21 protein-coding genes are annotated in these 24,387 nt (G+C 53.4%); all 21 read left to right on the top strand.

Annotated elements, in window-relative coordinates:
* Positions 1–2 precede the first annotated feature (2 nt).
* The 21 genes from J2X61_RS13830 to J2X61_RS13730 all read left to right on the top strand — a co-directional run bounded on the left by J2X61_RS13830 (position 3) and on the right by J2X61_RS13730 (position 24,204).
* On the top strand, positions 3–965 hold the full coding sequence (locus J2X61_RS13830; protein ID WP_310188382.1) for a glycoside hydrolase family 43 protein: 963 nt from the start codon (positions 3–5) through the stop codon (positions 963–965).
* Positions 966–1,112: 147 nt separating this feature from the next.
* On the top strand, positions 1,113–1,811 hold the full coding sequence (locus J2X61_RS13825; protein WP_310188381.1) for a pirin family protein: 699 nt from the start codon (positions 1,113–1,115) through the stop codon (positions 1,809–1,811).
* Between the two features lie 13 nt (positions 1,812–1,824).
* Complete coding sequence (locus J2X61_RS13820) at positions 1,825–2,154, top strand: hypothetical protein (protein ID WP_274467163.1); 330 nt, start codon at positions 1,825–1,827, stop codon at positions 2,152–2,154.
* Positions 2,155–2,260: 106 nt separating this feature from the next.
* Positions 2,261–3,343 (top strand): nitric oxide synthase oxygenase, encoded by a 1,083-nt coding sequence (locus J2X61_RS13815; protein WP_310188380.1) that lies wholly within the window; start codon positions 2,261–2,263, stop codon positions 3,341–3,343.
* Positions 3,344–4,205: 862 nt separating this feature from the next.
* The gene (locus J2X61_RS13810; RefSeq protein ID WP_310188378.1) at positions 4,206–5,978 is read left to right on the top strand and encodes a sensor histidine kinase; all 1,773 of its coding nucleotides are present in this window, start codon (positions 4,206–4,208) and stop codon (positions 5,976–5,978) included.
* A complete protein-coding gene (locus J2X61_RS13805; protein WP_310188377.1) occupies positions 5,962–6,765 on the top strand; it encodes a response regulator in 804 nt (267 codons plus the stop codon). The genes J2X61_RS13810 and J2X61_RS13805 overlap by 17 nt, the downstream gene beginning before the upstream one ends.
* A gap of 113 nt (positions 6,766–6,878) precedes the next feature.
* Positions 6,879–8,231, top strand: coding sequence for an extracellular solute-binding protein (locus J2X61_RS13800; RefSeq protein ID WP_274467159.1), 1,353 nt, complete (start codon positions 6,879–6,881; stop codon positions 8,229–8,231).
* An 89-nt stretch (positions 8,232–8,320) separates the two neighbouring features.
* A complete protein-coding gene (locus J2X61_RS13795) occupies positions 8,321–9,202 on the top strand; it encodes a carbohydrate ABC transporter permease (RefSeq protein ID WP_310188374.1) in 882 nt (293 codons plus the stop codon).
* Between the two features lie 21 nt (positions 9,203–9,223).
* A complete protein-coding gene (locus tag J2X61_RS13790) occupies positions 9,224–10,105 on the top strand; it encodes a carbohydrate ABC transporter permease (protein ID WP_310188372.1) in 882 nt (293 codons plus the stop codon).
* A gap of 437 nt (positions 10,106–10,542) precedes the next feature.
* Positions 10,543–11,457, top strand: a complete 915-nt coding sequence (gene rarD, locus J2X61_RS13785; protein ID WP_310188370.1) for an EamA family transporter RarD — start codon at positions 10,543–10,545, stop codon at positions 11,455–11,457.
* A gap of 520 nt (positions 11,458–11,977) precedes the next feature.
* Entirely contained in the window at positions 11,978–12,844 is an 867-nt protein-coding gene (locus J2X61_RS13780; RefSeq protein ID WP_274467154.1) for a MurR/RpiR family transcriptional regulator, read from the top strand.
* A gap of 184 nt (positions 12,845–13,028) precedes the next feature.
* The gene (gene murQ, locus J2X61_RS13775) at positions 13,029–13,943 is read left to right on the top strand and encodes an N-acetylmuramic acid 6-phosphate etherase (protein ID WP_274467153.1); all 915 of its coding nucleotides are present in this window, start codon (positions 13,029–13,031) and stop codon (positions 13,941–13,943) included.
* A 31-nt stretch (positions 13,944–13,974) separates the two neighbouring features.
* On the top strand, positions 13,975–15,417 hold the full coding sequence (locus J2X61_RS13770) for an ABC transporter substrate-binding protein (protein ID WP_274467152.1): 1,443 nt from the start codon (positions 13,975–13,977) through the stop codon (positions 15,415–15,417).
* A gap of 106 nt (positions 15,418–15,523) precedes the next feature.
* The gene (locus J2X61_RS13765; RefSeq protein WP_274467151.1) at positions 15,524–16,429 is read left to right on the top strand and encodes a carbohydrate ABC transporter permease; all 906 of its coding nucleotides are present in this window, start codon (positions 15,524–15,526) and stop codon (positions 16,427–16,429) included.
* Positions 16,430–16,448: 19 nt separating this feature from the next.
* Positions 16,449–17,309 carry a carbohydrate ABC transporter permease gene (locus tag J2X61_RS13760; protein ID WP_274467150.1) on the top strand — a complete coding sequence of 287 codons (861 nt, stop codon included), beginning with the start codon at positions 16,449–16,451 and terminating at the stop codon, positions 17,307–17,309.
* Between the two features lie 34 nt (positions 17,310–17,343).
* Positions 17,344–18,312 (top strand): GNAT family N-acetyltransferase, encoded by a 969-nt coding sequence (locus J2X61_RS13755; protein ID WP_310188368.1) that lies wholly within the window; start codon positions 17,344–17,346, stop codon positions 18,310–18,312.
* A 3-nt stretch (positions 18,313–18,315) separates the two neighbouring features.
* The gene (locus J2X61_RS13750) at positions 18,316–19,023 is read left to right on the top strand and encodes a PIG-L deacetylase family protein (RefSeq protein ID WP_274467148.1); all 708 of its coding nucleotides are present in this window, start codon (positions 18,316–18,318) and stop codon (positions 19,021–19,023) included.
* A gap of 90 nt (positions 19,024–19,113) precedes the next feature.
* On the top strand, positions 19,114–20,256 hold the full coding sequence (locus J2X61_RS13745) for an exo-beta-N-acetylmuramidase NamZ family protein (RefSeq protein ID WP_274467147.1): 1,143 nt from the start codon (positions 19,114–19,116) through the stop codon (positions 20,254–20,256).
* 53 nt (positions 20,257–20,309) lie between these two features.
* Positions 20,310–21,236, top strand: a complete 927-nt coding sequence (locus tag J2X61_RS13740) for an N-acetylglucosamine kinase (RefSeq protein WP_310188366.1) — start codon at positions 20,310–20,312, stop codon at positions 21,234–21,236.
* A 62-nt stretch (positions 21,237–21,298) separates the two neighbouring features.
* On the top strand, positions 21,299–22,999 hold the full coding sequence (locus J2X61_RS13735; protein WP_310188365.1) for a glycoside hydrolase family 3 protein: 1,701 nt from the start codon (positions 21,299–21,301) through the stop codon (positions 22,997–22,999).
* Positions 22,999–24,204 carry an anhydro-N-acetylmuramic acid kinase gene (locus tag J2X61_RS13730; RefSeq protein ID WP_310188675.1) on the top strand — a complete coding sequence of 402 codons (1,206 nt, stop codon included), beginning with the start codon at positions 22,999–23,001 and terminating at the stop codon, positions 24,202–24,204. Before J2X61_RS13735 ends, J2X61_RS13730 begins: the two co-directional genes overlap by 1 nt.
* Positions 24,205–24,387 lie beyond the last annotated feature (183 nt).

Here is a 24,387-nt window from a genome sequence, read left to right as displayed (position 1 = left end):
AGATGAGAAACTTGGAAACCAACGCAATCAAACCGCTTCTGGAGCAGCGAGCCGATCCATGGATATATAAGCATACGGACGGCTGCTATTATTTCACTGCATCGGTACCGGAGTACGATCGCATCGAAGTGCGTCGTTCGGCGACGATCGAAGGCTTAAGCGAGGCGCAGCCAGTGGTTGCTTGGCGAAAATATAACGAAGGACCGCTGAGCGCCAATATATGGGCGCCGGAGATCCATTTTGTGGCAGGCAAATGGTATATTTATTTTGCTGCGGCCCGAACGACGGAGACGAATGAGGGGCTTTTCGACCACCGAATGTTCGTTCTGGAGAATGGTTCCGAGAACCCGTTGGAAGGGGAGTGGGTGGAGAAAGGGCAGCTGCGCACGGAGTGGGAAAGCTTCGCACTGGATGCGACCTCCTTCGAGCACCGCGGTATCCGCTACCTGGTCTGGGCCCAGAAGGATCCTGGCATTCCGGGCAATTCGAATCTCTATATTTCCGAAATGAGCAGCCCGTGGACCTTGCAGGGTAAGCAGGTGATGATTACGACGCCGGAATATGATTGGGAAATCATCGGCTTCAAGGTGAATGAAGGCGCGGCGGTGCTGAAACGGAACGGACGCATCTTCATCTCCTTCTCGGCAAGCGCGACAGACTTCAATTACTGTATGGGGCTGTTAACCGCAGATGAGGACGCCGACCTCCTTGACCCTCAATCGTGGTCGAAGACGAGTGAGCCTGTGCTGACGACGGATGAGAGCATCGGGATGTTCGGACCCGGACATAACAGCTTCACGGTATCGGAGGACGGTACGCAAGATATCCTCGTTTTCCATGCGAGAAATTACAAAGACATTGAAGGCGATCCGCTCTATGATCCGAATCGCCATACCTTTGTCCGCGTGCTGAAATGGCACCCGGACGGCACGCCGGATTTCATCGGTTCCGTGCTCGCCGACTAATGCGCCAAGGGCTGTCCCGGAAGGTCAGAGATGACCTGGGGACGGCTCTTGGCTTTTTTCCCCGCAATTAATCCGCCACCGTTCCGCCATGGATGTCTATGATCCGAATATGATAAGCTAAGAGTAGATATGAAGGAGGCGATAGCTGTGATACAAGTATATCCTGCACATACGCGGCATAGCTCGGATTTGGGCTGGCTCAAAGGTTACAAAAGCTTTTCATTCGGTGATTATTTTGATGAGAATAATACGGGCTTCGGCGTGATGCGCGTGTGCAACTATGACGAAATCGCAGCGGGACGCGGCTTTGGGCCTCATCCGCACAGCGATATGGAAATTGTCAGCGTCGTTCTTAGCGGGGCGATTAAACATGAGGACAGCTTAGGGCATGTCGCGGTGACGGCGGCGAACGGCGTTCAGCGCATGTCTGCAGGCAGCGGCGTCATTCACGCCGAGTACAACGCTTCAGAAACGGAGCCGCTGAGCTTGTTTCAGCTCTGGTTTATGCCGGCGAAGCGGGGGACGGAGCCATCTTTTGAGAATGTGACGTATGTGCCCGAAGCGATGCATAACGCGCTGCTGCCGGTCGTTACGCCGGAAGGCGGCGAGCATCAAGCGAAGATTCATCAGGACATGAGCATCTATCTAAGCAAGCTGGAAGCGGGCAAGGAGCTTGTCTTCCGCCAAGGAGAGAACAGACGCATCTTCCTGATGGTGATCAGCGGCAAGCTGGCGGCCAATGAGGCCGAATTGGCGGAGATGGACAGCGCCCGTATGGAGGGCGAGTCCACGGTTGCGCTGCGGGCTGTTGAGGACGCGCATTTCATGTTAATCGATCTGCCATAAGGAGGCTGCGGGGATGAAGGAACAATTTCTGGTGAAACATGCGGTCGGCGGCCGGGCGTTTATCGATACAGCCAAGCAGCCGGTAGATTACACGTGGAAACAGGTGGGGGATCAATGGATTTTCACGGTGAAGGCGGAGAAGGAGCAGGTTGCTGAGCTTCTGAAATGGAAGGATGAGTTGAATGTTTTCATCTTTCAGGCGTTTGAGAACCAGCCTACTCGGAAAGTATGGTTTTATGTCGGCGATGACGCTGTCCGTTATTCCGAGGAACAAGGTGAGCTGACGATTGTTGCGGTCTCTCAGATTGCCTATGTGCCGGAGCAGTTTAGCGCGCAATTGTAAAATAGAGAGGAAGTCCGGCCGCAGATGCTGAGTCAGGATCAGGGGCAGGAACTTCCATCAAACGGGTTTGAGAGATGGAGTTTTTTTGGAGATTGGAGCCGTACCTATGAAAGTTCAGGACCAGCTGTTAGAGAAGGCCGTCCCTTTTATCAGAGAATGCTATAGCGAACTCGGGCTCAGCGAGAATGAGACGGAAGCACGTATCGTCGAAGTGACTCGTTCCATCGTGCATCAGGGGTACTATGAACATACCCGCCAAGAGCTGGAGCACGGGGCCAAAATGGCATGGCGCAACAGCAACCGCTGTATTGGCCGGTTGTTCTGGGAGACGTTGTCGGTTCAGGATGCGCGGCACGTGACAACGGAGGAAGAGATGGCGGAGGCGCTGTTCCGGCATATCGCCATGGCGACGAATGACGGGAAAATTCGCCCGCTCATTACGATTTTCCCGCCCGAGCGCGAACGTGGCGGGGCGCCGCGCATTCACAATGCGCAGCTCATCCGCTATGCGGGATACGAGACGGAGCACGGCATCGTGGGCGACCCGGCGTCCGTGCAGCTGACGGCGCGCTGCCAAGCTCTCGGCTGGCGGGGAGCGGGGACGCCGTTCGACGTGCTGCCGCTGCTGCTGCAGATCGGGGACCGTGCGCCGAAGTGGTTCGACATGCCGAGCGGGCTCGTCATGGAAGTGGACATTACGCATCCCGATATGGCGGGATTCGCGGCATTGGGGCTGAAGTGGTACGCCGTGCCGATCGTCTCGAACATGTACCTGGACATCGGCGGCATCCGGTATACGGCGGCCCCGTTCAACGGCTGGTACATGGGCACGGAGATCGGGGCGCGCAACTTCGCCGACGAGATGCGGTACGACATGCTGCCGCGCGTTGCGGAGGTGATGGGCCTCGACACCCGGCGCGACGCCTCGCTCTGGAAGGACCGGGCGCTGGTCGAGCTGAACGTGGCCGTGCTGCATTCGTATCAGGCGCGGGGCGTGGCCATCGTCGATCATCACACCGCGGCGCGCCAGTTCAAGCGCTTCGAGGACAACGAGGAGAAGGCGGGGCGCGACGTCACGGGCGATTGGACGTGGCTGATCCCGCCGGTTTCTCCGGCGACGACGTCTATTTTTCATCATCATTATAATGATGAGGTGAAGCTCCCGAATTTTTTCTATCGGGAGGAGTAGGCGGCGGGAGCTGGCTGGGCAGGCAGGCGGGCAAGCGGGCAGGCGTGCGAGCGGCAAGCGGGCAGGAGAGCGGGCAAGTGGGCGAGCAGGCAGGCAGGCAGGCGGGCAAGCGGGCAGGAGAGCAAAGCAGGTGGGGCGCTTAGGCGCCCTGCTTTTTTGTTGCGTGGGCGCTGCCTGGCGCATGTGGTGCCGGCGAAAGAAGCGAGCGCTTGGCGAGCTGCCTGCGCCAGAGGCGTCAGCGAGAGCTAGTGCCTCGCTAACGGACTGAGCAGCCCTTATTCGAGGGCAGAGGGCTGCTTGGCAAATGTAACGGACACAGGCGCTGTTATATGCCGATTGTGGGGCAGATTTCGCCCCGAAACCGGCAAATAAGGACTCTGGTGTCCGTTAGCCGCGAAATGCGGCGCTTTTCGCGAGAATAACGGCCGCTGTGTCCGTTAGATCTGTGCAGCGGCCACTGAGCTCCTCGCGCTCACGTCCATTGAAAGAGAGCTGCCGCTAATAGCTGGAAATTCTCCCGTTAAATGAGGCCTGGTAGAAGGTTGAATCACTAATAACAGGAATAACTCCCGTTAATTAGCACGATCCTGCTGCACGCAGGCCGAAAACGGATAAATTAACTGGAGAAATTCCAGCAATTGTTGGTAGAGGGTGCGATTTTACCGAAAATAACGGGAGATTTTCCCGTTATCCCCCGCCCCGCGCCACCTGCGCCCGCGCCCCGCGCCCCGCGCCCGCCTCCCGCGCCTCCCGCGCCTCCCGCGCCCGCGCCAGTCTCTCCCTATATACTTACGCCTCACCTCTGTAGTATGATTTGGCAAGAATCCCTCCACAAACTACGATGCGAAAAGAGGAATCCCCCGTGTGGCAGAAGGTGGCTCAATGGAACACGCTGCGCAATCAGATGCTGGCCGGCTTCGTATCCGTCATGATCATCGTGCTCATATGCGCCGGGATCATTACGTTCAACTCGGTTTCCACCCTCCTGAACACGAAGGCGGAAACACAGATGAAACAGATCGCCTCACAGGCGAACGGCCGGTTGGAAGCGCTTATAACACAAATTGACACGCTGACGCTGCAAGCAGTCAACGATACCTACCTGCAGCAGCTGCTGCTCTCCGGCGTGCTGGGCAACGAAGTGAGCTTCAGCGAGCGCCAAGCCTTATCCAAAATCGCCAACCACATTCAAGCCTACAGCGGCGTCAGCAATGTGGAAGTATATACGACCGACTTCGTGCGGCTGTTTCCGCTCGATGAACAGAGGCTGTCCGACAGGGTGGAGCCCAATTGGATCGAACAGGCCGATAAGGAGAAAGGCAAGCTCATCTGGATCGGGAACGATCCGAAGGAGCCCGGTTCCGTGCTGGCCATTCGCCGGGTCAATTTAATTGACCGTTGGTTTTCGAATGGCGGGTATTTGCTGGTGCGCATTAATGGCAGCTATTTTGATTTCCAGAACCAAATGCAGGACACCGGACAGCGGCAATTGCTGCTGCTGGCCGACTCCGCGGCAAGGCCTATCGTTTCCGACGGAAAGGTTCTTGAGAATATCAGCGAGCTCATGCAGACATCGTCTCAGACCGTGACGATCGGTCAGAAGCGGTACATCTTGGTCAAGCAGCCCTCCGAGCAAACCGGCTGGACGCTCATGATCCTGTATCCGGTCAGCGATATTACCGACGGGATATCCGTGCTGCGCTGGGCGATTATTGTATCCGGGGCGATCGGTTCCGTGCTGTTCATCATCCTGTCATTCCTGCTCTCGATGATGATTACCCGGCCGATTCTCAGACTGATGCGAGCGATGAGGAATACGCGGCAGGGCGTGCTGACGCCCAACCGAACGACGACGTACACAGCCGAACTGAACGATTTGAACACGACGTATAATCAAATGGTGGACCATATCAACGGACTCATCAAGCTCGTGTACGAGAAGGAAGTCATTCAGAGCAGAACGGAGCTGCGGGCGCTTCAGGCGCAGATTGATCCGCATTTTTTGTATAATACGCTGGAAGCGTTGTACTGGTCTTTGCAGGACAAAGACGAAGAAGAGCTGGCTGACCTCGTAGTGGCGATGTCGGATTTGTTCCGCTATGTCATCGACAATCCGAATGCGGACGTCTGGGTGACGATGGGGGAGGAGCTCGAGCACATCAAGCGGTATTTGAGCATTATGAGCTTCAGATTCGGCTCCCGTCTCGTTTGGGAAATGCAGGCCGATGAAGCTTACCATCATGTGCAAATCCCGAAGCTGCTTATTCAACCGCTGGTGGAGAATGCGATCCTGCACGGCTTGGAAGGAAAGACAGACCCGGGTCTCGTCTCCATCCGCGTAGAACCTTCGCCTGTGAATGCGGCGGAGCTGCGTATTACCGTCAGCGATGACGGTCCGGGGATGAGCGCGGCGAAGCTTCAAGCCGTCAAAGGGGCGGTGGAGCGCGGAGACCCGACGTCCGGCAAAGGGAAGGGCGTCGCCATATCCAATGTGCAGCGCCGCATTCAATTATATTACCCGGCCCTCCCCGAGGGCGGCAGAGGCCTTGATATCCATAGCGTGCAGGGGCAGGGGACAAGCGTCTCCTTTGATATTCCGATGCATAAGGAGGAGAACGATGATTCCATCAGGTAAAACGATTTTGATTGTGGACGATGAACCGCTAACCCGCGAAGGCATTCGCAAAACGTTGGAAGCTTGGTCGGTAGGGCGTTATCAGATACTTGTCAGCAGCGGCGGCGCAGAAGCATTGGAGGTGCTGAACAGCCGTCCTGTGCATCTGCTCATCACGGATATTCGCATGCCGGAAGTGACCGGTTTGCAGGTGGTTGAGGGCACGCGCGCTTCAGGTCATAAGCAGCCAGTCGTCATTATTATTTCGGGGCACCCCGATTTCCAATATGCCCAAACGGCGATCCAACTCGGTGTCGTGAACTATTTGCTGAAGCCGATTAAGAAAAGCAAGCTGCTGGAAGCCGTCGAGCAGGCGCTGCAGATTGAGGAAGAGCGCGGGCGTGTACAAACGATGGAGAAAATGGTAGATACGCGGCTTATGCAGGCCAAGAGCGTTTCCCATAACTACAGTCCGCCGGTGCAGCAAGCCGTGCTTTATGTGGAGGAGCATTTGCAGGAGCCTCTGGGGATGAGCGAGGTGGCGGCGCATATTCATTTGAACCCGAGCTATTTCAGTGCGCTTTTCAAGGAACAGACGGGCTTTACTTTTAGCGAATATGTGACGAGAAGCCGTATCCAGAAGGCGAAAGAGCTGCTGCTGCAGACGAGGCTGACGATCGCAGACATATCCGAACGAGTCGGCTACCAGACATCGAAATATTTCATCAAGCTGTTCAAAGATTATGAAGGATTCTCGCCGAATCAATACCGCAAGATGACCGGCGGAACGGAAGAGCAGGTCGATTAGATACCTAAAAATTGTGGTATATTTCCCGATAGCCGTTACTCCCTGCTGTCTCGATGAAAGCGCTACAATAAGACTCGTAGCAAGCAAACATATAGTTTAAGGGGGAACAGCGCATGTCAAGAAAAACGCTTACATGGACGATGACGACGATGCTTAGTCTCGGTTTGGTTTTATCCGGGTGCTCCGCAGCTCCTAAGGAAAACGCCGCACAGCCGGCTCAACCAACGGCGAAGGCAAGCGGAGAGAGCGCACAACCGGCTAAGAAAGTGACGATCAAGATGATGCACCTATGGCCGACTGGAAACTCCGCAACGCAAAACAAAATTGTAAACGATATCATTAAAGAGTATCAAACCGCTAATCCGAATGTCACCATCGAACAAGAAGTGCTCGAGAATGAGCAGTATAAAAATAAAATGAAGGTATTGTCCACTTCCAACGCGCTGCCGGATGTAGGCTTCACTTGGGCGGCAGGGTACATGGACCCTTACGTGAAAGGCGACATGTTCGCACCGCTTGACGATTTGCTGCAGGGCGATCTGAAGGACAAATTCGTGAACGGAACGACGAACGCTTATGCCTTTGGCGGCAAAACCTACGGGCTTCCGGTAGAGCTCAACATCGTGCCGGTGTACTATAACAAAGCGATTTTTGCGAAATATAACCTGCAGGTGCCGAAAACGTATGACGAATTCAAAAATGTCGTCAAAACGCTCAGCTCTAACGGCGTAGCGCCGATCGCGCTCGGCAACAAGGACCGCTGGACCGGCTCTCTATGGTACATGTATTTGGCGGATCGCATCGGCGGACCGGAAACATTGAAGAAAGCGATCGACCGTTCCGGCTCCTTTAACGATCCGGGCCTAGTGCGCGCCGCTTCCGAAGTGGCTCAGCTCGTCGATATGAACGCCTTCAACAAAGGCTTCAACGGCTTGTCCAACGATGAGGGCAAAGCGGAATTCATGAACAGCAAAGCAGCGATGTACATGATGGGCACATGGGAGCTGCCGAACTACACGACGAACAAGGATGTTCCGCAAGCGTTCAAAGATCAAATCGGCTTCTTCAAATTCCCGACGGTCGAAGGCGGCAAAGGGAATCTGGACAGCTGGGTCGGCGGACCGGGCGTAGGCTTGTTCGTAGCGAACAACTCGAAGGTAAAAGAAGAATCCAAGAAATTCGTTTCCTTCTTCGTGCAGAAGTGGGGCGAGCATGCGATTTCCGAAGCGGGCGTTATCCCGGCGACTAAGGTCGATACGTCCAAAGTGAAGCTGCCGCAAATGTATATCGATCTTTTGAATGAACTGAATAAAGCGAGCAATATCACGCTGTTCGCCGACGTCCAAATGAAACCGGCATCCGCCGAGGTTCACTTGAACATGATTCAAGCGCTGTTCGGCAAAGCGGCATCGCCGGAAGAATTCGCGAAGAAGCATGAGGAAGCATTGGCCAAAGAAGGCAAGTAGAACGAGTGGGAAGGACATATCCCGACACGATACGGCGGCGGTATGTCCTTTTTCCTTATCGGTTGCCGGTAAGAAAGGGGAAGTCAGCTATGAATAAAGTCATGTCCAATAAATCCATGATCGCTTTGTACGTCATTCCCTCGCTGCTTCTGGTTGTGGCCCTGATCTACATGCCGATCGTCATGACGGGCTATTACGGATTAATGAAGTGGGACGGCGTGGGCAAAATGAGCTTCATCGGCTTGCAAAATTACATGGAGCTGCTGCGCGACGAATTGTTCTGGAGCAGTGCGAAGCATTCTTTCATGCTAGCGATTTTCTCGGCGCTCAGCCTGCTCGTATACTTGCTGGTGGCCCTGGTGCTGTCGGCGAACCTTCGCGGGGCGAATCTGTTCCGCAAAATCTATCTCATTCCGATGCTGCTATCATCTGTAGCCATCGCCCAATTATGGTTGAAAATTTTCCACCCCACGAACGGGATGCTGAACCATATTTTGACGGCGCTGGGGGTCGAACAAGCTCCCGAATGGCTGTCGAATCCGTCGATCGTCCTGTATGCGATCTTCATACCGATTCTATGGCAGTATGCGGGGTTCTATATTTTAATCTATTATGCAGCCTTAAAAAATGTACCGACCTCGCTGATCGAATCAGCGCGCATCGACGGCGCCTCCCCGTGGCGCATCGCCCTATCGATTCGGGTTCCGCTGATCGCCGAAGTCATGAAAGTAACCGTCGTGCTGGCGGTTGTCGGTTCATTGAAATATTTTGACCTGATCTATGTAATGACAGGCGGCGGACCGAACGGAGCCAGCGAAGTCATGGCCTCGTACATGTACCGCAAAGCGTTCAAAGGCTATGATTTCGGCTATGCCAGCGCTATCGGCTTCTTCCTGCTGATTATCTGTCTCGTCATGACGTGGCTGATCCGCAGAGCGACGGCAACCAAGGACAACATCCAATACTCGTAACGAAAGGAGCTTGATACTCAGATGAAGACACAAGCAATCGAGCGTCAGGCACAGCCTCAGGCCGTGCGCAGCAAGCTTCCGGTACAGATTGGGTATGGCGTGCTGTATGTCGTGTTAGCGGCGGTGGCCGTCATTCAGATTGTTCCGCTGCTGTGGCTGATGCTGTTCTCGCTCAAAAATAACGAAGAAATTTTCAATCTGGCGCCGATGGCTTTCCCGGAACGTTTGCGCTGGGAGAACTATGAGAAAGTGTGGACGCAGGGCCATATCAGCAGCTATTTCTTCAATAGTGTATGGATGACGGTCGTATCCGTCGCAGTCACGGTGCTCCTAGCCAGCCTGGTGACCTTCGCGTTGACACGGATGAAGTGGAAGCTGCAATCCTTCGTACTTGGGCTGTTTATGGTGGGGTTGATGATCCCGGTTCATTCCACGCTCATTCCGTTGTTTAGCTTTTTCACGAAAACGCACCTGACGAACCATCCCTTGTCCATTATCTTATCGTACATCTCGTTCAATCTGCCGATTACGATTATGATTATGCTGGGCTTCTATTACACCCTGCCGCGCGAAGTGGAAGAGGCCGCCGTCATGGACGGCTGTTCGGTGAACCGGATGTTCTTCAGCATTACGCTGCCGATGACCGCTTCGGTACTGTCGACCGCTGTGATCATCAACATGATCTACAATTGGAATGAGTTCATTTTCGTGAACACGTTCATTTCCTCCGAGAAATACAAAACATTGACGGTCGGGGTGCAAAATTTCGTCGGTCAATACACGACGGATTGGGGCGCTATCGGTGCTACGCTTATGATTAGCATTTTGCCGATTTTGGTGGCTTTCATGCTGCTGAGCAACCGCATTGTGGAAGGGATTGCCGCGGGCTCCGTCAAAGGCTAAAATTAAATATCGCTATCGATTTGAACTCTCGTAGATCGGGGGTTTATTTTTTTGAGCGGAAGAATACTGCGATGTGGAATATTATGGTATAGTTTATGTTGCGTTATTCGCCATATTGGGAGGAATTTAATGAGGGTAGAATGGTCTGTATTTATAACAAATTCAATTATTTATCTTTCAATTACACTCCTGATTTTTCTTTTAATTTACAGATTTCTTTCGAAAAAAAAGTGAAATATAAATCATTTGTCACAGTAAACAGAGCTGGCTGACAACGGTCTTCAATCGTTGTCAGCTTTATGATTTGTCATCTATTTTCCTTTTACAAAAGCTTTGTGCTGCATTACAATAGGAAAATGCCTAATTGACCTGCGGACAAAATGATAGAGTTCCTGGCGTCGAGTTGTGCGACTAGATATTGAAAGAAGGATTTTGCTATGAAAAAAGGGCTCTGGTATGCTATTTTGGCGTACACCGCTTGGGGCTTGCTGCCTATTTATTGGAAGTCGTTCGAGACGCTGCTGGCTGGAGAAATTTTGGCGCACCGGGTCACGTGTTCTTTCGTCTTTATGGCGATTCTCATGCTGGTCGGGCGCGGTAAAATGGAGCAGCTTCGCCAGATGTTCACGAACCGTAAGACATTGGCCGTCGTTGCGGCAAGTTCCATCCTGATCTCTTCCAATTGGCTGATCTTCATCTGGGCCGTCAATAACGGCCATGTGATTGAGACGAGCCTGGGGTACTATATTACACCGCTTTTTAACGTGATGCTGGCGGTCCTGTTTCTGCGTGAGAAGCCTAGCGCCGGCCAATGGGTGGCGATTGCATTAGCGGCAGCCGGGGTTCTGGTCGCGACGGTCGACTACGGCCGGTTCCCGTGGGTGTCTCTATCGCTCGCGGCTTCATTCGGGGTATACAGCCTCGTGAAGAAGAAGGTGTCCTACGAAGCGACGATCGGATTGGCCGGGGAAACCGCCGTGGTCTTCCCGATCGCTGTCGGGTATATCATCTATCTGCACCTGACGCACCATGAGGGCGCGTGGTCGCTGCCTCCTGTCCCGTTCGTGCTGCTGTTATTGTCGGGTGCGGCTACTGCGATGCCGCTGCTCTGGTTCGCCAAGGCGGCGGTTCGGCTGCCTCTGTCGATGCTCGGATTCATCCAATACATCGGTCCTTCCATTACGTTGATTTTAAGTATTTTCGTATTTAAAGAGAATTTCACGCCGACCCTGTTCATCTCCTTTACCCTGATCTGGGGGGCGCTGATCGTTTACGCGCTGGCTTCGGTGCGGGTGGCGAGAACGGCATCCGCCGCTGCGGCTGCGTCGACGTCGGCTGTGGAAGCGCGGTAGGCGGTTTGCGAGAGTATAATTGAAAGCATTTGTCCTCGTTTGGACGGTGCTTTCTTTTTTTATGGCTTTTGGCCGAAAGCCATGGCGTTAGAGGCTGAAGGCTCGCCGCCATGATTGAATAACAGGAATTCCTCCTGTTAAATCCCACCATTATGCGCAGTTAGAGCGTCATAACTGGAAATTCTCCCGTTAATTAGCCGTCCCGCGCCGTACAGAGGGAAGTTTCGGCAGAAATAACGGGAAGATTTCCAGTTACCCGCCAGGAAAGCCGCGATTACAAACATATTAACGGGAGATTTTCCGGTTACCGCCAACTGAGAGGTTTAACCTCTTGAGTCGCTGAGGGGCATCCCGATTGGAAATAAATTTCATCCAAATTCATAAATTTTGAAATAAAACTCCTTGAATTGATGATACGAATACGGTAGGATGGAAGAGAATCATCTTGTATTTTCAAATAAATCTTCGTATGATGATAGTAATTTTAGCTGAGAGAATATAGAGCGGGTAGGGAAGAGCGATGTCAATTAACGATAATATTTTGATCAAAATTCGGGATATGAAGGATAGTTTGACACCCGTAGAGAAATTGGTAGCGGAGTATATCTTAGAGAATTTGGAAGAGATCCCTCATTTATCGATTAAGAGTCTTGCTCAATTGACCAAAACAAGTGACGCCTCCGTGCTGCGCTTCTGCAAAACGATGGGCTACAAGGGCTACCGCAACTTCATCGTCAGCATTTCCGCATCAATCGGATCCATGGACGAGGAGCAGAAGGATCAGTATACGGATATTCAACCCGGAGACGATCTGTCGATCATTATCTCCAACATTTCCCGCAATAATAGCAAATCGATTGAAGATACACTCAGTGTGATTGATAAGAATGAAATCGCCCGTGCCGTCAAGGTGCTCCGCGAGAGCAACCGGCTCGTTTTCTTCGGAATCGGCGCCTCCGGATTGGTCGGCATCGATGCGGAGCAGAAGTTTTCGCGGATTAACAAAATGTGCCACACGTACACGGACGGCCACAGCCAGCTCACGGCCGCGACGCTGATGGACAAGTCCGACGTGGCGATCTTTATTTCGAACTCCGGCAACACGATGGAAATTCTGGATGCGCTGGACATCGTGAAGAAGAACGGGGCTTGCGTCATTGCCATTACCAAATATAACAAAAGTGAGCTCGCGGAGAAGGCGGATATCGTCCTTAGCATCTCCACGCCGGAGGTGACCATCCGGAGCGGCGCCATGGGATCGCGCATTGCCATGCTGACGGTCGTGGATATATTATTTGCCGGAGTAGCCAGCGCGGAGTATAAGAAAGTGAAGAAATATTTGACCAAAACGCATGATATAATCGCGAGCAGCAAGCATCGTAAATAATAAAAAAGACAGCGGATATCCTAAGAGAATAACCGTTGTCTTTTTTTGTCGTAATCAGAAATAAAAATTCAAAAGTTTTTTGTAAAATAAAATAAAATTTCAAAAAGTATTGACCACGATGAAATTTTTCGCTAGTATGAATTTAGTAAGCTTAAAGAAACAAACGGGATAGGAGGATGGGACTATGGATGAGTATCTGTCGGGGTTGACTACGGAAGAGATTAATGAGAAAACACAGATGATAGACGAAAGTACAACAGAGCAAATGTTACGTCTGATGAACGAACAGGATGCGACGGTACCTGCTGCCGTAGAGGCGGAAATTCCGCAGATTACGAAAGCGGTTGATATTTTGCATCAAGTGCTGAAAAACGGCGGCAGAATGTTCTACGTAGGGGCCGGATCTTCTGGCAGACTCGGTGTGCTCGACGCTTCTGAATGTCCTCCTACTTTTGGAGTAGATGCCATGCTGGTGCAAGGTCATATAGCCGGTGGCGATGTGGCCCTAAGATTTGCGGTTGAAGGATTTGAGGATAACGCAGAGGAGGGGGTCGCACTCATTGAACGTTGTGGAGTGACGGAGAAGGACGCGGTCGTTGGCATTACCGCCAGCGGAAGCGCGCAATTCGTCATTGCCGCTTTGAGGAGAGCCAAGGAGATCGGTGCTGCGACTATCGGCGTTGTGAATAACAAGGCTTCGAAATTGGCACCTGTCTGTGATGTGTGTATTGCGCCTGTCGTAGGGCCGGAAGTAATTATGGGATCCACCCGATTGAAAGCGGGGACAGCACAGAAGCTGGTTCTTAATATGCTGACGACGTGTACGATGGTGAAACTGGGGAAAACGTATAATAACTTGATGGTGGATATGAAGGCTAGTAACATCAAATTATACGACCGTTCCATCCGAATCATTCGGGCGGCAACGGGCGTGGACGAAGCGACGGCAATTTCCCACTTGGAAGCTGCTTCCATGAACTGTAAACTAGCAATTATGATGATCAAAACAGGCATGAACGCCGAAGCCGCTGAGCAGGCGCTGCAGCAATGCGACGGCAGTTTGAAGAAAGCCATACGTACCTTTGTTCAAGTTGTGTAAATAACTGAAATTATTAGGAGGTCTGTTTTTCATGAAAAGAAAAATGCCCGTATTAGCATCGGTCGTAGCTTTAACAATGGCTCTAACAGCTTGTGGTGGCGGTAACTCCGGCACGAAAGAAACAACTTCGCCAGCAGCTTCCGCTCCGGCGGCAACAGCCGGCGCATCGACAGCGAAAGACACCATTACGGCTTTGCTGCCACCGGTATCTCCGAACTATCAAAAGCAATTCGAGCAAATGTCCAAAGATTTCACTGCGCTGTATCCGAACCTGACGCTGAAGATCGAACCGGCCAGCTGGGAAGATATGAAGCAGAAGCTGGATACGCAAGTGAATGCGGGAAGCCCTCCTGACATCGCTTTCGGCGGCTCGGACGGCATTCCGAAGTACATTCAGCAAGGCTTGCTGATGGACATCTCCGATGTAGCCACACCTGAGATGGTTGGCGACTATGACAAAGCGCCGCTGGATTACATGAAGAACGGCAAAGGCCTCTACGGCTTCCCGGCATACATGGAAGTTCACGCATTGGGCGGGAACAAAGAATACTTGGAGAAAGCCGGCATCGATTGGAAGAAAGTACAAACGAACGGTTGGACCTACGATGAGTTTCGTCAAGCTGTCAAAAAAGGCGTAGTAACGGAAAACGGCAAAACGCGTTATGGCTTCGTATTCGCCGTGAAAGGCGTTGCCGCAGTTGACTACTTGGGTATTATGGCTAAGAATGCCGGTATGCCGCATGCCTTTAATAAAGATTTGAAATATGCGTACACTAGCAAAAACTACCTTGGGCTGCTGAAAGATCTTCGCGCACTGATCGACGACGGTTCCATGCCGAAAGAGCTAAGCTCTGTTGATGCCGGTAAACGTTGGAACATGTTCTTGACCGGCCAAACGATGATCACAGGTAAAGGTCTTGCGGTGTTCGAGAATTCGGCGAAAACGAACAATGCCAAGCTGAAAGCGAACGACGCAAGCGCAGTGAAAGATTCCATCCCGGTTGACTATGTTGTATTGCCTGCTCCAACGTTCCAAGGCGCTAAGCCTTCCTTCGCTACGGTCGTTGACGGTTACATGACGTTCCGCGGTAAGAAAGAGCCTACGGCTGAGCACAAGGCGAACGTTGTGAAAGCGGCATACTTCCTGGCTAGCGGCAAAAATGCAGCAACGACGAACAACGACCTGTTCGCTGCACACATCACGCAAAGCGCGAAAAAAGCGGCTGAGAGCATGAAAATCGAAAGAAGCCCTGAGAACGTAGCGGCTGTTGATTTCATGCTGAAAAATGCAACGCCGGCTCGTTCGGACATCCCGACAGAACTGGGCGCTAAAGCGATTAAATTGGAAACGGAAGTTATCGTACCGAAGTTCCAAGGTCTGATCGCAGGCGAAGTTACGCCTGAACAAATGTATGAAGCTGTGAAAACCGCTGCGATCGCCGCGTTTGGCGCAGACGGCATCGTGAAAGATTAATTTATAAAAAGCTGAAACTTCGGATAGTCGTGAAGGCAAGTTGCGCGGCTATCCGAACTATTTTAAAACCGGTTTTTTTGAAACGGGGTTAGGGGGTTAGACACAAATGGCTACGAATATCGCTAAACCGATGAAGAGAAAAGGCATCAGAGGAGAAGGGTCTTGGGGATATGCGTTCATTGCCGTCGCTTTGGTTGCTTTCGCGATGTTCACCGCGTATCCGGTCGTCAGCGCGTTCATCATCAGTCTCCAGGAATACAAACCTCTTGGTTCCACTTATGTCGGCTTAGACAACTATACCGCTACGATTAAAGACGGTTTGTTCTGGCAGGCTATGCGCAACACGGTCGTCTATACGGTACTGACCGTCCCTGTCAACTTGTTTCTTTCCTTGGTAATCGCCGTCTTGATCCTTCCGCTTAGGAAGAAGACGCAAGGGTTCTTCAAAGGTGTATATTATTTGCCGGTCGTTGCTTCCGGCGTTGCTTTATCCGTCGTCTGGCTCTGGATTTTCGATCCGATGGAAGGCGGAATACTGAACCAACTGATTCATTTCTTCGGCATCAGCAATCAGAACTGGCTGGGCTCGAGTAAAACGGCGATGTTCTCGTTGGTGCTTATGTCATGGCTTTCCTCTCACGGTACGAGCATTATCATCTACTTGGCAGGCTTGCTGGGCATTGACGATACGTACTACGAAGCGGCTGAAATGGACGGGGCGAACTTCTTCCAGAAGCTGTGGCACATCGTTGTTCCGGCGCTGAAACCGGCTACGCTGTTCCTCCTGGTGACAGGCGTTATCGGATCTTTCCAAGTGTTCCAGAATGCGTACCTGATGACGGGCGGCGGACCGAACAATGCCACGACGATGGTCGGTTTGCTCATTTTCAACAATGCGTTCACTTATTTCGAGTTTGGTAAAGCCGCGGCGCAATCGCTGATCCTGGCTGTGATCATCGCTTTGATTTCCGTGATTCAGTTTAAATATGCCGGCAAAGACGTCGAGTATTAAGAGAGGGGGATAACAACCAATGGCTTTGTACAGCAATCATACAGGAAACCCGAAGATTAAAACCATTCGCAACTCCATTATTTTTATCGCCCTTCTACTTTTTGCTCTGGCGACTATTTTTCCGATTTACTTCATGATTATTTCGTCTTTTGCCGATCCGGTTGAGGCTGGAGCCGTCGATTATTCCATCTGGCCGAGCAAGTTCACGTTCGCTTCTTTCAAATACTTCTTCGATTATAGCGAGTATTCGTACCGTTGGATTCTGAACTCGCTCATCGTGGCGACCACCGTCATGGTGTCCAACGTCATTTTCGCCAGTATGGCGGGGTATGCATTTTCTAAGCTTCGTTTCAAAGGCAGAGGCGTGCTGTTCGCTATCTTGCTCGTCTCGATGATGATTCCTTACCAAGTTACGCAAGTTCCTTTGTATATTCTGGTCGTTAACGTGTTCGAATTGCAAAATACGTACAGCGCGTTAATTATGCCGGGTATCGTGACCGTATATAATATTTTCCTGGCCAAACAGTTCATGAGCAGCATCCCGAACGAGATTATGGAGAGCGCCAAAATAGAAGGATGCAGCCAGTTTACGATCTACTGGCGGATTATTCTGCCACTGTCCAAAACCGTGCTTGCCGTTATGGCGATCCTCACGTTCATGGATAGCTGGAATACGTTCTTCTGGCCGCTGCTTGTGACCAATACGATGGATATGCAGACGATTCAGGTGGGACTGAAAAACTTCCGCTTCGCCAATACGACGTTCATCGCACCGATGATGGCGGGAGCAACCATCTCTGCATTGCCGATGTTTATTCTGTTCTTCAGTTTGCAGAAGTACTTCTTGGAAGGCGTTACGGTAGGAGCGGTCAAAGGCTGATCCAAGCCGCTCGCGGGGGAGGTATCGTTACAGGATGATCGTGTCATGGGATGAACAATATGAGCAAGCTGTTATTGATTTATGGAACAAGGAAGCCGTGAAAGAGGGATACAAGGAGCTTACCGCAGCAAGCTTTCGGAGCATCTTCACGGCGAATCCGTACTTTGATCGGCAGAACGCTTTTGTCTTGTTACAACAACATGAGGTCAAAGGCTTTGCCTGCGGCTGCACGGGAGACGATCTGCCGCTCGGTGAAGTGGCGGGGTATATCACCTGCATCGTGCTGGCCGAAGATTGCAAGAACGACGAACATTACCAGGGCATGCTGGACGCTTTGGAGCACCGCTTCCAGCAGCTCGGCAAGAAGCAGGGCGATGTTTTGTTTTTTAATCCGATGTTATTGCCGTGGTATATCCCAGGTACGCCGAAGCATGAGCATAACAATGCGCCGGGCGTGCCGGTCGAAAGCGGGCTGTATGCATTTCTGCTGAAAGCCGGGTATGTGGAACGCGCCAAAGAATGCGCGATGTACTTGAAGCTGGACGGCTTCATCATGCCCGAAGAGAGCAAAGCCAAGGAAGCCAAGGCGCAGGCCGAGGGTTATACCGTGGAGTTGTTCGATTCCGGCAAGCACAGCGGCGTTCACGAGATGCTTCAAGGTTTCAACAATCTTCTGTGGCAAAAGGAAATCGGGCAATGCACGGCAAGCGGTGTGCCAGTCGTCATTGCTGCATATAGAGATCAGGTCATCGGATTTGCCGGACCGGTCATTCGCCAAGATAACGGGCGCGGCTATTTTGCGGGAATCGGCGTGCTTCCCGAGCATGAGGGGCATGGCCTGGGCAGCATCCTGTTCTATAAGCTGTGCGAAGCCTTTCGTTCGATCGGAACCGAATATATGTCGCTCTACACGGGCAGTACGAATCCGGCGATCCGCATCTATGAGAGGGCCGGCTTTAAGACCGTCAAACAATTTTCTGTCATGAGAAGGGAGTTTGTGTAAGGTATGAGCGAGCAAAAGTTAACGATTCTGGCCATTGGCGGCCATGTAGGTGACGCGGAATTAACGGCGGGGGGCGTTCTGGCCAGCCACTTCCTGAAAGGGGACCGTATTGCCACCCTTGCGCTGACAGCAGGCGAACGCGGCGTTCCGGCCGGCCAAGATATGAACGAGTACCGCGAGCAGAAGGTGCGAGAAGCCAAGACGTTCGCTGAGATGCTCGGCGGAGAAGCGTTCGTCTTCGACGATATTCCGGACGGCGAGCTGCCGGATAGCCAGGAGCTGCGCTTCCGTGTATGCGATATCATTCGCCAAGTGCGTCCGAACGTCATTATTACGCATTGGAAGAACAGCATGCATAAGGATCATATGACAACGCACCGCATCGTCAATGATGCGCGTTTTTTCGCCGCCTTGCCGACGTTCGAACGCGAGCTTCCGGCTCACTTCGCACAGCGCCTGTACTATGCCGAGAATTGGGAAGACGCCGTCGACTACCGTCCGTACGTGTATGTCGATTACGATCAGGAAGCCTTCGATCTGTGGGTGAAAGCCGTTTCTACGCACTGGTTCGTAACCGGCAGCAAGTCGTTCAAGTACTTGGATTACTACAAGAGCTTGATGCGGGTTCGCGGCCTTGAAGCCAGAAAAGAATATGCACAAACGTTCATGATTCCAGAAGAAAATATGCGGGTGCTCAAAACTGAATTATAGCAATCATCTGACCTCTACACGCAGCCGCTTACTTGGATAAGGCTTAGGTAGAGGTTTTCTTATCATAAAATAAGGAATGAGGCGAACATTATGGTTCTTAACGGCATTGATCGCATCGGGCAATATGCACATTTATTCCAAGGGAAGCGGCTGGGGCTGATTACGGCGCCTACCGGACTGAATAAGGATTTCGTATCCACGATTCAGATTCTGCATGACAATTTCAATCTGACCGCATTATTTTCCCCGGAGCATGGTGTGCGTGGAGATCTAGCAGCCGGCGCTCTGGTCGATACCTACCTCGATCCCATTACGCAAGTGCCGGTATACAGCTTATACCGCAAAGATTCCAAGCGCCTGACCCCGGAGATGCTGGATGAGGTCGATATGATCGTCTATGATATTCAGGACGTAGGTACACGATATTATACATTTATTTATACCATGCTATACGCCTTGGAAGATTGCGCGAAAGCGGGCAAGTCCTTTGTAGTGCTGGACCGGATCAACCCGCTTGGCGGCGTGAAGGTGGAAGGTAACATATTGAAGCCGGAATACCAATCTTTCGTGGGCAACTATCCGCTCGCCGTACGCTACGGTCTGACGGCCGGCGAGTTGGCGATGATGGCGAACGATCAGATGAACTGGAACTGCGAGCTGCATGTCGTCCCTTGCGAGGGCTGGGAGCGCAGCATGCTGTTCCCGGAGACGGGCAAAGAGTGGATCCTGCCTTCACTGGGACTTCCGAGATTCATCTCGGCATTGTTGTACCCGGGAACGTGCATTTTCGAAGGGACGAACCTGTCGGAAGGCCGCGGGACGACCATCCCTTTCGAAGCGGTCGGCGCTCCGTTCATCGACGGACAGAAGCTGGCGGATGAAATGAACGCCATGAAGCTTCCGGGGGTTGTATTCCGTCCGGTATTTTTCAAGCCAAGTTTCTCCAAGCATCAAGGGGAATCGTGCAGCGGCGTGCAGATTCATGTGCTGGATATGCAAGCGGTACAGCCCCTGGCAACAGGCGTCAAGCTGATGTATACAATCCGGAATAATTATGAAGAGTTCGCGTTCCTGCCGCCATTCCGGGAAGGCTCGAGACCTTTCATGGATCTGCTTTGCGGGGATAACGCATACCGGCAAGAGAACGTAGACGTTGCGGCCTTACTGGAGCAGTTCCGTGAAGAAAGCCGAACGTTCGCGCAAATGAAAGAGCAGTACCATCTGTACAAATAGATCGGACGATATATGAGGAATATTTCTATGCCAAGAAAAGAGATGGGGCACCTATGAAAACATACGTAGCGGGGTTAGATGGCGGCGGAACCAAAACCGCAGTGAGAGTGGCCGACGAATCCGGTGTTGAAGTCCACAGCTTCACGTCCGGCGCCATTAATTATAACGGGCAGGATGCCGACAGCATCCGGCGCAGCTTTCTGGATATTTTCGCGGGGATCGCAGGTGCCTGCGGCGGACTTGAGCACTGCGCACAAATCGTCATCGGCGCGGCTGGCGTCAGCAATCCGGCCGTCTCCGCTCGTTTGGAAGCAAATTGCAGGGAGAGCGGTTATTCCGGGAAGCTGTTCATAACCGGTGACCAGGAGACGGCACTATGCGGGGCGCATGACAGCGAGTACGGTATCATTATGATTGCTGGCACAGGATCGATTTGTTATGGCAAAGGCAAGGACGGACGCATTCACCGCTCCGGCGGTTACGGTCACCTCATCGACGACGAAGGCAGCGGCTACAGTATCGGCCGGGATCTGCTCGCCTCGTTGGTGAAGGCGCATGACGGGAGAATCCCGGAGACTGTGATCTCGGGGATGGTCTATGAGCAGCTGCAGCTGACCACCGTGCAGCAGATCGTCGGCTTCGTATATAGCAAAGAAACGAACAAAAAGGACATAGCCGCCTTGGCGCCGATTCTGTCTCAAGCTTGTGCGCTAGGGGACGAAGCGGCATTCGCGATTGCGGAGAAACAAGCCGCCTCGCTGGTGGAAACTGCCGTTCCCGTGGTGGAGAAGCTGTCGATGCAGCAAGGAGCTCTTGCCATGGCGGGCAGCGTGCTGCTCAACAATGACGAGATCAGGCGTTCGTTCGTGGAGAAGCTGAAGGAGCGTTATCCGCAGCTGACCTGCATGAAGCCCATTAAAGACGCGGCCAGCGGAGCGGTCCTCATGGCATTGAACCGATTGAAGGCGGACCAGGCTTAGATTGGCGGCATCAAGGGATTGAACGGCAGCATTTATGAAGTTCTAGTGAGGGAGAGACATCGATGATGAAAGACATGAAGACGATGACGCTGAGAGAGAAGATCGGGCAGATGCTCCTCTGCGGTTTTGAGGGTACACAGGTCACGGATCAATTAAAAGAGCTTATTGCCGAGCACCATATTGGCGGTGTGATTTATTTCGCCCGGAATGTGATGAATACGGTGCAGGTCGCGGAGCTATCCGCAGAGCTGCAAGCGATCGCCGGACAAGCGGGAGTTGTGCCGTTATGGGTATCGATCGACCAAGAGGGCGGCATGGTCGCGCGGATTACGGAAGGCGTGGCACTTATGCCGGGTCAGATGGCTCTTGCGGCTGGTGCGCTTGGAGCGGCTGAGGGGACAGTAAATACAGAATCCAACGTAAATACAAGTGCAACGGGCTCCAACGAAGGAGCAAATACAAGTGCAAGTGCGGACCCCAACGCGGCCTATGAGGCTGCATTGATTTCGGGGAAAGAGCTTCGTTCGTTAGGCATCAACTTGAACTTCGCACCCGTGCTTGACGTGAACAACAATCCGGATAATCCGGTGATCGGCGTACGGTCCTTCGGCGAGTCGGCAGAGCTGGTCGCGGAGTTCGGGCGCCGCGCGGTGCAGGGCTTCCAGGATGCGAACGTCGTTGCAACGGCCAAACATTTCCCGGGACATGGCGATACGAGCGTGGACTCCCACTTGGATCTGCCGACGATTGTGCATGATCAGGAGCGGATTCGTTCGTTGGAGCTGGTTCCTTTCGTGCGGGCGATCGAGAACGGCGTCGATGCCATTATGTCATCGCATATTTATTTCCCGGCGTTCGAGGCCGAGAAGCTGCCGGCGACACTGTCCAGATCCGTGTTAACCGGACTGCTGCGCGAGGAGCTGGGCTACGAAGGCGTCGTCATGACCGACTGCATGGAGATGAACGCCATCGCCGAGCATTACGGCACGGTCGCCGCCAGCGTCATGGCGATCGAAGCAGGGGCTGATCTCGTGTTGATCAGCCATCGTCTGGACCGCCAGATCGGCGCGATTGCGGCGATCGAGCAGGCTGTGCGCGAGGGGCGCATCAGCGAAGCGCGTATCGACGCTTCGGTCGAGCGATTGCTCGCGCTGAAGGCGCGCCGCGGCTTGCTGGAGCCGCAGGCGGGCGAAGTCGGGACCGCGGACCACTGCGCGGTCGCACAGCGTCTCAGCGAAGCCAGCATTACGCTCGTCAAGGACGAGCGGGGGCTGCTGCCGCTGAAGCGGGTTCGGACGCTGGCGGTCACTGTGGCCGCAGCGGTTTCCTCCGGCGTGGACGAAGCGTACGCCGGACCGGCGAGCCTCGGCGCGGCTTTGGCGGCGCGCGGCCTCGACGTGATCGACCGCGTGCTGCCGCTGGCCGAGGTCGGCGCGAGCCTTGACGCTGTGCTAGCTGCGGCTGAAGGAGTCGAGCAGATCGTTGTCGGGACGTACAACGCCAGGTTCCACGCCGCACAGGTCGAGTTGGTGCGCGCCCTGCAAGCGCTGGGTAAGCCGCTGGTCGTCGTTGGGCTGCGCGTGCCCTATGATTTACTTGAGCTTTCTGAGGTATCTACATTCATTGCGGCGTACGAAAGCCGTCCGCTGGCGCTGCAAAGCACGGCGAAAGGCTTGCTCGGCGAGCTCGAGATGAAGGGACGTCTGCCGGTTAGTTTGGGTTCCGGTTACCCGGCAGGCTGGAGATGGGAGGGCGGACTGTGATGCTCCGTACCCTCCTGAACCGGACCTCGCTCACCGTAGCGGGGCTTATGTCAGGCACTTCCTTGGACGGCATCGACGTTGCGATTGTCCGGATCGACGGCTGCGGGTTCGAGGCACAAGTGAAGCTGCTTCATTTTGAGAGCTTCCCCTTCGATGCGGAATTGCGCGAGAAGCTGAAGCGCCTGTGCTCTGTCGATCACTCCGATGTCGCGCTGCTGTGCGGCATGAACTTCGCCATCGCCGAGCGTTTTGCCGACGCGGTTATGCGCACAGCTGCGGCTGCGGGGATGGCTATGGAGGAGATCGATCTTATCTCCTCCCATGGCCAGACCGTTTGGCACATTCCGGTGGCGGATGAGGCCGACCCGTTCCTGCCGAAGTCGACGCTGCAGATCGGCGATCTGTCCGTTATTGCCAAACGGACCGGCCGCCCGGTCGTCGGCGATTTCCGCACCGCCGATATGGCGGTTGGCGGTCAGGGCGCGCCGCTCGTGCCTTACGGCGACCTCATCCTGTTCAGCGATGCCGTCAAAGGGCGCATCCTGCAGAACATCGGCGGCATCGGCAACTGCACGGCGATTCCTGCCCGGAGATCGGCCGCCGCCAGGGCCGACGGAAGCGATCTTATCGCCTTCGATACGGGGCCGGGCAACATGGTCATGGACCAAGTCGTCTATGAACTGTCGGCTGGCGCGCTGACCTATGATGCAGACGGCGCATGGGCGGCTCGCGGCCAAGTTCATGCCGAGCTGCTGGAGGAGACGCTGGCGCATCCGTATTTCGCGCAGCTTCCTCCGAAGACGACCGGCCGCGAGCTGTTCGGCAAGGCGTACACGGAGGCGTGGCTCGCATCCGCCAAACAGCGAGGGTTGGCCGCTGAAGATATCGTCGCTACCGCGACGGCCTTCACCGCGCATGCCATCGCTCGTGCTTACCGCGACTTCGTCTTCCCGCAGTGTGACATTGCGGAAGTCATCGTCAGCGGCGGCGGCGCGCGCAACCGCACATTGATGAGCATGCTGCAGCAGCTGCTCCCGGACCAGACCGTCCTCACCTCCGATGAGGTCGGCATATCCGGCGACGCCAAGGAAGCCATCCTGTTCGCCCTGTTGGGCAACGACTGGATTCATGGCGTGCCGAACAACCTGCCCTCGGCCACAGGCGCGGAGCGCCCGACGGTGATGGGCAAGCTGGCTTTGCCTTAAAAAGCTCAGTTGAAAAACCTGCATAACCTGCATCAAATTCCACTCTTTATAACCATAATCGGTTATTGTAGAGAATTTGGATGCAGGAGAGGCAGGTTTTTTTCTTTATATGGTTCCTCGTTTGCAGATATCTCAGAAAGATTCCTGAATGGTTTACCCCTAGGGGGAAGAATAAAGGATTTG

It is taken from the genome of Bacillus sp. 3255 (genome assembly GCF_031456485.1).
In the GTDB taxonomy this organism is placed as follows: Bacteria; Bacillota; Bacilli; order Paenibacillales; family NBRC-103111; genus Paenibacillus_E.
The sequence above is the reverse complement of the archived record's forward strand: the minus strand, read 5'-3'. Positions and strand labels throughout refer to the sequence as shown.

Bases quoted from the DNA above. Each gene is read 5' to 3' on its own strand.
- J2X61_RS13730 (WP_310188675.1), top strand. From the start codon at position 22,999: ATGCTCCGTACCCTCCTGAACCGGACCTCGCTCACCGTAGCGGGGCTT.
- J2X61_RS13820 (WP_274467163.1), top strand. From the start codon at position 1,825: ATGAAGGAACAATTTCTGGTGAAACATGCGGTCGGCGGCCGGGCGTTT.
- J2X61_RS13755 (WP_310188368.1), top strand. From the start codon at position 17,344: ATGATCGTGTCATGGGATGAACAATATGAGCAAGCTGTTATTGATTTA.
- J2X61_RS13800 (WP_274467159.1), top strand. From the start codon at position 6,879: ATGTCAAGAAAAACGCTTACATGGACGATGACGACGATGCTTAGTCTC.
- J2X61_RS13830 (WP_310188382.1), top strand. From the start codon at position 3: ATGAGAAACTTGGAAACCAACGCAATCAAACCGCTTCTGGAGCAGCGA.
- J2X61_RS13780 (WP_274467154.1), top strand. From the start codon at position 11,978: ATGTCAATTAACGATAATATTTTGATCAAAATTCGGGATATGAAGGAT.
- J2X61_RS13745 (WP_274467147.1), top strand. From the start codon at position 19,114: ATGGTTCTTAACGGCATTGATCGCATCGGGCAATATGCACATTTATTC.
- J2X61_RS13815 (WP_310188380.1), top strand. From the start codon at position 2,261: ATGAAAGTTCAGGACCAGCTGTTAGAGAAGGCCGTCCCTTTTATCAGA.
- J2X61_RS13765 (WP_274467151.1), top strand. From the start codon at position 15,524: ATGGCTACGAATATCGCTAAACCGATGAAGAGAAAAGGCATCAGAGGA.
- J2X61_RS13740 (WP_310188366.1), top strand. From the start codon at position 20,310: ATGAAAACATACGTAGCGGGGTTAGATGGCGGCGGAACCAAAACCGCA.
- J2X61_RS13750 (WP_274467148.1), top strand. From the start codon at position 18,316: ATGAGCGAGCAAAAGTTAACGATTCTGGCCATTGGCGGCCATGTAGGT.
- J2X61_RS13735 (WP_310188365.1), top strand. From the start codon at position 21,299: ATGATGAAAGACATGAAGACGATGACGCTGAGAGAGAAGATCGGGCAG.
- J2X61_RS13805 (WP_310188377.1), top strand. From the start codon at position 5,962: ATGATTCCATCAGGTAAAACGATTTTGATTGTGGACGATGAACCGCTA.
- J2X61_RS13795 (WP_310188374.1), top strand. From the start codon at position 8,321: ATGAATAAAGTCATGTCCAATAAATCCATGATCGCTTTGTACGTCATT.
- J2X61_RS13760 (WP_274467150.1), top strand. From the start codon at position 16,449: ATGGCTTTGTACAGCAATCATACAGGAAACCCGAAGATTAAAACCATT.
- J2X61_RS13770 (WP_274467152.1), top strand. From the start codon at position 13,975: ATGAAAAGAAAAATGCCCGTATTAGCATCGGTCGTAGCTTTAACAATG.
- rarD (WP_310188370.1), top strand. From the start codon at position 10,543: ATGAAAAAAGGGCTCTGGTATGCTATTTTGGCGTACACCGCTTGGGGC.
- J2X61_RS13790 (WP_310188372.1), top strand. From the start codon at position 9,224: ATGAAGACACAAGCAATCGAGCGTCAGGCACAGCCTCAGGCCGTGCGC.
- murQ (WP_274467153.1), top strand. From the start codon at position 13,029: ATGGATGAGTATCTGTCGGGGTTGACTACGGAAGAGATTAATGAGAAA.